This window comes from uncultured Campylobacter sp. (assembly GCF_938045775.1).
Classification (GTDB): Bacteria; Campylobacterota; Campylobacteria; order Campylobacterales; family Campylobacteraceae; genus Campylobacter_B.
Map to the genome: position 1 here is coordinate 1 of NZ_CALIBH010000034.1, position 4616 is coordinate 4616.

The following is a 4616-nucleotide window of genomic DNA, read 5'->3' on the forward strand; positions in this document are numbered from 1 at the left end:
TTATCTTTAGCCCCGTCATGTAAAAGCTAAACGCGCATATCGTGCCCAAAATCACGACCGCGGCAAGCGCCGCAAAGCCCTGCGCGTCGCTCACGCCGCCTAGCTGCCAAACTCGCGTGTAAAGCGCGAGCACGCCACCGCCGATGACCATGCCCCAGCCTAAATTTAGCGCAATGGGGTATTTTTGATTTAGCTTCGTTGGTATGAGGCTGTAAACCACGACGCCAAGCGCGCTAATGAGGCACCAAACCAGCGCCTCCGCGCTGATAACGAGCGAGCCCGGATCGCCGTGGGTGGCAAGTAGCATGACGCCCAGCACCGCCAAAATAAGCGCGATGAGTTCGACCTTTTTAGGCGCGCGCCGCTGTAAAAAACAGACGACGGCGAGGATGAGCGCGGGTGCGGAGTACTGGATCACGGTCGCGACGGCGGCATTTGAGAGCTCGATGCCGCAAAAGTACGAATACTGCGTCATCATGAGGCCAAAAAACGCGTAGATGAGCAGCTGCGGCAAAAGCGCACGATCTTTTAGCGGCGCGAGGGCTGCGCGCGGCGAGCGAGCGACATAATACGCCACCATCGCAAGCCCGGCAAGGCTTAGGCGGTAGGGCACGAGCCAGCCCGCACTAACGCCCTTTTGCGTGAACAGATATTGTCCGCAAACACCGCTAAAGCCCCATAATACGCCGCCAAGAAGCGTGATGAAAATGCCAAAAAATTCGCTCTGAGATCTCATTTGCCGCCTTAAATTTAAAGCCAAAGTATATAAGCTTATGCTTAAGCTGGGGTTAAATTTGGGCGAGAGCTAGCAGGGCAAAGCTAAATTTTGATTAAAGCGTTTCGCGCGTTAAATTTGAGCTAAATTTGCGCTCATTTATCGACGAGTACGGTCAAATTTAAACAAGCTTTAACGAGTCGGCTAGCCTCGCCTAAATATCCGTCCGAAAAACGCAGCCGTTTGGCGAGCCCTAAGCAAAATGAACGCCAGCAGCTGCCTGCAAATCTGCATAATAAGATACGCCGACACCATCATACCAAAATTTGCAATGCTAAAGCCGATTATCTCATAACGCAAAAATAAACCTAATCTCGTCTGCATTATAAACTCCCGCGTCGGCCGATAAGTGTGCCATATGCTATAACCCGAGAAAAAATCATCAAGTCCGCCGAATACCAAAAAGCATACGATAAGCGCAAATAAAATAATGCCTTGCGAAAGCGCTTGGGCGTTGTTTTTGTTTTCCTCGAGCCTACCGGTAGCTCCTTTTGCCACGCCGTAAAGTCCCGCAAGCACCAAACAAACTAGCATAAAAAAGCACAAATAGCTAAGATGAAACGTCGCTACGTCGCCAAAGGTGGTTTTAGTCTGTGCCACGTTTATAGCTGGATAAAAATCCGCCATAAACGCCGTAAAATCTCTAAAATCTACGTGAGCGGACAAGATGTCTTCGGGTATTATAAATAGGCTCAAAGCAGCCAAAATATAAGCGATCAGGCTAACAAAAAAGGCGATTTCAAGCTTCCTTGCGGCCAATCTTAATCTTGCTTTTAGTCTTATCATTTTTTTGCTTTATATTTTGATCGCAAACGGCACAGCGGAAATCTAAAGAAATTTTAAATTCCGCGCGCCATGCGGTAGGATTTTAAAATTTCAGAGTCTATGGTAGTACTCAGCCAAATTTAAAACGCAAATTTAAGCTCTAAATTTGGCTGAATTTACGGGCGTAAAATTTGGCGGCTAAATTTGACGATTTTAGTTTTAGCCTCATTCGCCGCCCAGATACTCCTGCAGACTCTTGAACTTCCAGCACGCTGCTAAAGCAGCAAAATTTGAAGTGCCGCTTTAAATTTAAACGAGCGCCAGCTTCAGCACCTCTTCGATCCGATCTACTGGCGTTATTTTCAGATCGTTTTTCACCTCGTCCGGGATCTCTGCTAGGTCGCGCTCATAGTTTTTGCGCGGGATCAGCACTTCGGCGATTTTGGCTTTGTGCGCAGCGATGAGCTTCTCCTTAAGCCCGCCGATCGGTAGCACCTTGCCGCTTAGCGTGATTTCGCCCGTCATCGCTAGATCTGCGCGCACCTTGCGCTCGCTTAAAATCGACGCGATCGCCGTGCTCATCGTGATGCCTGCGCTCGGTCCGTCCTTCGGCGTCGCGCCCTCGGGCACGTGGATGTGAAGGTCGAATTTGTTATAAATCTGCTCCGAGCTTTCGAAATTCTCCTCTGCGCCTAAATTTCGCGCTGCCACAGGGCTTTTAGACGCTGCGACGCCGTTTGCGCGCAATGCGGAGTTTTTACCGCCGCGCGGGGCTTTTGCCGCGCCCGCCTTCGCGTCTTGAGCCGCTTTGAGCTTACCCTCGTCGATCAGCACCTTTACGACGCTAAAGGCGATCTGCGCGGATTCTTTCATCACGTCGCCGAGCTGACCCGTGATCGTCATCGCACCCTTGCCTTTGATCTTGACCGCTTCGATCTTGAGCACGTCGCCGCCTACCGCAGTCCACGCAAGCCCGTTTACGATGCCGATTTGATCGCACTTTTCGACCTCGTCGATCTCGAAAACCTTTTTATTTAGAAATTCGCTTAAATTTTTCGTCGTAACGACGATTTTTTTAAACTCTTTGTCTTTTAAAATTTTAACCGCGACCTTGCGGAAGATCGCAGCGATCTGGCGGCGCAGGTTTCGCACGCCGCTTTCGCGCGTGTACTCTTCGATGATCTCGGAAAGGGCGGCGGGATTGATCGCTACGTCGGCGGCTTTGAGCCCGTGGCGCTGCAGCTCCTGGGGGATCAGATAGTCCTTGGCGATCTGAAATTTCTCCTGCGGCGTGTATGAGCTAAGCTCGATAAACTCCATCCTATCGCGTAGCGGCGCGGGTATGAGAGATACGTCGTTCGCCGTAGCGATAAAGATGATCTTGCTAAGATCAATGTTGAAATTTAGATAGTAATCCCTAAAGCTCGAGTTTTGCTCTGGGTCTAAAATTTCAAGCAGAACTGCGGTCGGATCGCCCTTGTATGAGCTTGAAATTTTATCGATCTCATCAAGCACGATGACGGGGTTCATCTGATTTGCCTCGATGAGCCCTTGCACGATGCGGCCCGGCATCGCGCCGATGTAGGTGCGGCGGTGTCCGCGCAGCTCGTTTACGTCCTCGAGCCCGCCTAAAGCGACGCGGATAAGTTTGCGCTTAAGCGCGGTCGCGATAGAGTTTGCAAGGCTCGTTTTACCCACGCCCGGAGGGCCGTAGAAGCATAAAATCGCGCCGCCGTTTTTGCCGTCCTCTTTGCTCTTTTTGCCGCTTGTGCCGCGAAGCTCCAAAAGCTGCTTTAGCGCGAAATACTCTTCGATGCGCGCCTTGGGCTTTTTCAAGGAGTGGTGGTCTTTATTTAGCTGCGCGGTGACGCCCTCGATGGACATCTTGTGTTTGGCGGTCTTTTCAAAAGGTACCTCCAAAACCCAGTCCAGATAGCTCTGCACTAGCCCCGCATCGGCGCTATCGGGATGAAGGCGGGCAAATTTATCGATCTGCTTTTTGATCTCTTTGTAGGCATCCTCGCCCAAATAGGGCTTTTTGGCTTCCAGCTTTTTGCGGTATTCCTCGATCTCGACATCGCGATCGGCATCGCCTCCGAGCTCCTTTTGGATCTGCTTGAGCTGCTCTTTTAAAAAATACTCTTTGTTAGTCTTGTCGATCTTGGAGTGAACTTTGCTTTTGATCTCCTTTTCAAGCCTCTGCGCTTCGATCTCGTCGGAGATGTAGTTGATGAGGTTGAAAAGGCGCTTTTGCAAGTTGCTCTCGGTAAAAAATGAGTAGGCTACCTGCTTTTTTAGCCGCAGTGCGCTTAAAATCAGATCGCAGACGCGCGCGGCGTCGGTGCCGTCGTCGATCGTCTTTAGCAGATCGTTCGGAAAAAAATGCGTAAGAGTGCTAAGCGTCTTGGTTTTTTCCTTCAGCACGCTTACTAGCGCGTCTAATTTTTGATCGTTGCCGCGCTCGTCGTGGATGATATCGACGGTAGCGACCAGCGGATCTTGCGAAATTTCTTTTACGATTTTGCCTTTTAGCGCGCCTTGGAATAAAATTTTAACCCGCCCATCTGGAAGCGGCACGGTTCTCATCACGGAGCCCACGACGCCTGCGTTATAGATACCGCCGAAGCTTCTATCACCGCTAAATTCTGACTTTGAGCTTACGACCATTATCATAGATTCGTTTTTAACGGCTAGATCGAGGGCTTTTTTGTTATGTTCGTCGCCGATGAAAAGGGGCGCTATCATAAACGGATATAAAAATAGCTCGTCCTCGACGATGATGGGTAGATCGCTAGGGAAGGTTGTATTTTGCATCAGTTGCATCGCTCCTCCTACTCAAAAATCGCGCGATACCAAGGCGAGCGCGGTTTGATGACGTCGGTGCCGTTTAGCGGGGATTCTTCAATGCGCTGCTCGTAAATTTTGGCAGAACTTTCGCGGTCGGTGCGCTGGTAAAGGTCTTTTATATCAATATTTAGCTGATGCTCGGCAAGCCTTAGCTTCGTTAGCATCGTCTCAAGAAGCGGACGATACTCGCTCTGCGGGTATTCAGCTATAAATTTTCGAATTTCGTCGA

3 protein-coding genes and 1 pseudogene are annotated in these 4616 nt (G+C 50.2%); all 4 read right to left on the minus strand.

Features of this window, described 5'->3' with window-relative positions:
- Positions 1–736: DMT family transporter (locus Q0238_RS00965; protein WP_297941980.1), on the minus strand; the 736-nt coding region annotated here is incomplete at its 3' end.
- Positions 737–919: 183 nt separating this feature from the next.
- Positions 920–1561: a hypothetical protein gene (locus Q0238_RS00970; protein ID WP_297941983.1), complete on the minus strand. Its 642-nt coding sequence runs from the start codon at positions 1559–1561 to the stop codon at positions 920–922.
- A gap of 288 nt (positions 1562–1849) precedes the next feature.
- Positions 1850–4363: an endopeptidase La gene (gene lon / locus Q0238_RS00975; RefSeq protein WP_297941986.1), complete on the minus strand. Its 2514-nt coding sequence runs from the start codon at positions 4361–4363 to the stop codon at positions 1850–1852.
- A gap of 8 nt (positions 4364–4371) precedes the next feature.
- Positions 4372–4616, minus strand: a pseudogene (locus Q0238_RS00980) (outer membrane protein assembly factor BamD); the annotation flags it as partial.